The sequence below is a fragment of the Aeromonas sp. ZOR0001 genome, from assembly GCF_000801015.1.
Lineage (GTDB): Bacteria > Pseudomonadota > Gammaproteobacteria > Enterobacterales > Aeromonadaceae > Aeromonas > Aeromonas veronii.
Window position 1 is genome coordinate 2,436 of record NZ_JRJY01000167.1, and the last position, 1,355, is coordinate 3,790.

Below are 1,355 nucleotides of genomic sequence, written 5' to 3' on the forward strand. Positions count from 1 at the left end.
GTGGAGTCGGTGCTGGAGAGTGCTTTTCCGCTCACCCACGCTCACTGGGCGCCGGTGGACAGGTGGCAGCTGGTGGAGGGGTTTGTCATCGCGCACGGCGCCGAGGCCCCCGAGTTTCACCATATCGCCACCGAGTTTGTCCGCTATGTGCAGCATCGCCACAGTGAGGGCTCTCTCAACTGGCCCAGGCAGCGGCTGGCGTTGCTGGAGTACGAGTGGGCCTGCCTCTGTGTCGAGATTGATGAAGGGGTAGTGCCGCAAGTTATATCGGGGGTTGAGGTGACGGCGGAGAGTCCGCTCGGGCTCAATCCCACCCTGCAACTGCTTGAACTCCCCTTTGCCATCCGTCGCAGCGGCGTGGTGCCGACCCGGCAGGGCAAGCACTTCTATGGCCTGTTTCGCAGCCCGGAGCATCAGGTGGTGACCCAGCGGTTGCGCGAATGGGACGTGGCGCTGATCCAGTTGCTGCAACAGCAGCCGGGGATCACTCAAGCCGCGTTCCTGCAACAGGTACAACAGGTTCGCAGCGACTTTGATCTGACCGGGTGGGCACGCCATTTTCACCGACTGGGTCTGCTTACCCTGCCCGTTGGCGAGCGCCAGCCCGGCACCCCCTTGCCCCCATTTAGCAAACACCAAGGAGAATTCCCATGAACAACACCCTTATCCAGTGGTACGAGCGGGCGGTGGCCCAGTGCAAGCGGCTCGATTTTCTGGCCCTGCTGGCCATTCGCCTCTATCTCATTCCGGTCATCTATGTGGGGGCCCACTCCAAGGTGATGGGCTTTGCCGGCACGGTCGCCTGGTTTGGCGCCCCGGTCTCGGAAGGGGGGCTCAACCTGCCGTTCCCGACCCTGCTCGCCTTTCTGGCGGCGGGCACCGAGGTGCTGGGCTGCATCTGCATCGCCCTTGGCCTCTTTACCCGCATCATGGCCATTCCCACCATCTTCCTGATGAGCGTGGCGAGCGCCATGGTGCACTGGAAGCACGGCTGGGATGCCATCGCCACCGGCAGCATGGAGGCCACTGTGCGCCTCAACGGCTTTATCGAGTGGCTGGCCGCCAACTTCCCCGGTCGCTACAACTACATCACCGAGCTGGGTGATCCCGTGATGCTCAACAACGGGATGGAGTTTGCCGCCACCTACTTCGTGATGCTGCTGGTGCTGCTGGTTTACGGCGGGGGCCGTTACGTCAGCCTCGACTACTGGCTCAAACGTGCCGTGACCGGCAAAGCAGGCGTGCAACAGGCGGCATAAGACCTGCTAACGGATAACAAAAACCATAACGACAGAGCGTGAAAAACAGCGAGCGGCCGGGTGCCGCTCGCTGTTTTTGTGCTTTGGGGGGGAGAG

At 62.3% G+C, this 1,355-nt stretch carries 2 protein-coding genes; both read left to right on the plus strand.

The window, feature by feature from the left end; all coding sequences use genetic code 11:
* A partial coding sequence (locus L972_RS20130; RefSeq protein WP_047440624.1) for an HvfC family peptide modification chaperone occupies positions 1-654 on the plus strand: 654 nt, incomplete at its 5' end.
* Entirely contained in the window at positions 651-1,259 is a 609-nt protein-coding gene (locus tag L972_RS20135) for an HvfX family Cu-binding RiPP maturation protein (protein ID WP_005337566.1), read from the plus strand. The genes L972_RS20130 and L972_RS20135, both read left to right, overlap by 4 nt.
* Positions 1,260-1,355: the final 96 nt, after the last annotated feature.

Bases quoted from the DNA above. Each gene is read 5' to 3' on its own strand.
- L972_RS20135 (WP_005337566.1), top strand. From the start codon at position 651: ATGAACAACACCCTTATCCAGTGGTACGAGCGGGCGGTGGCCCAGTGC.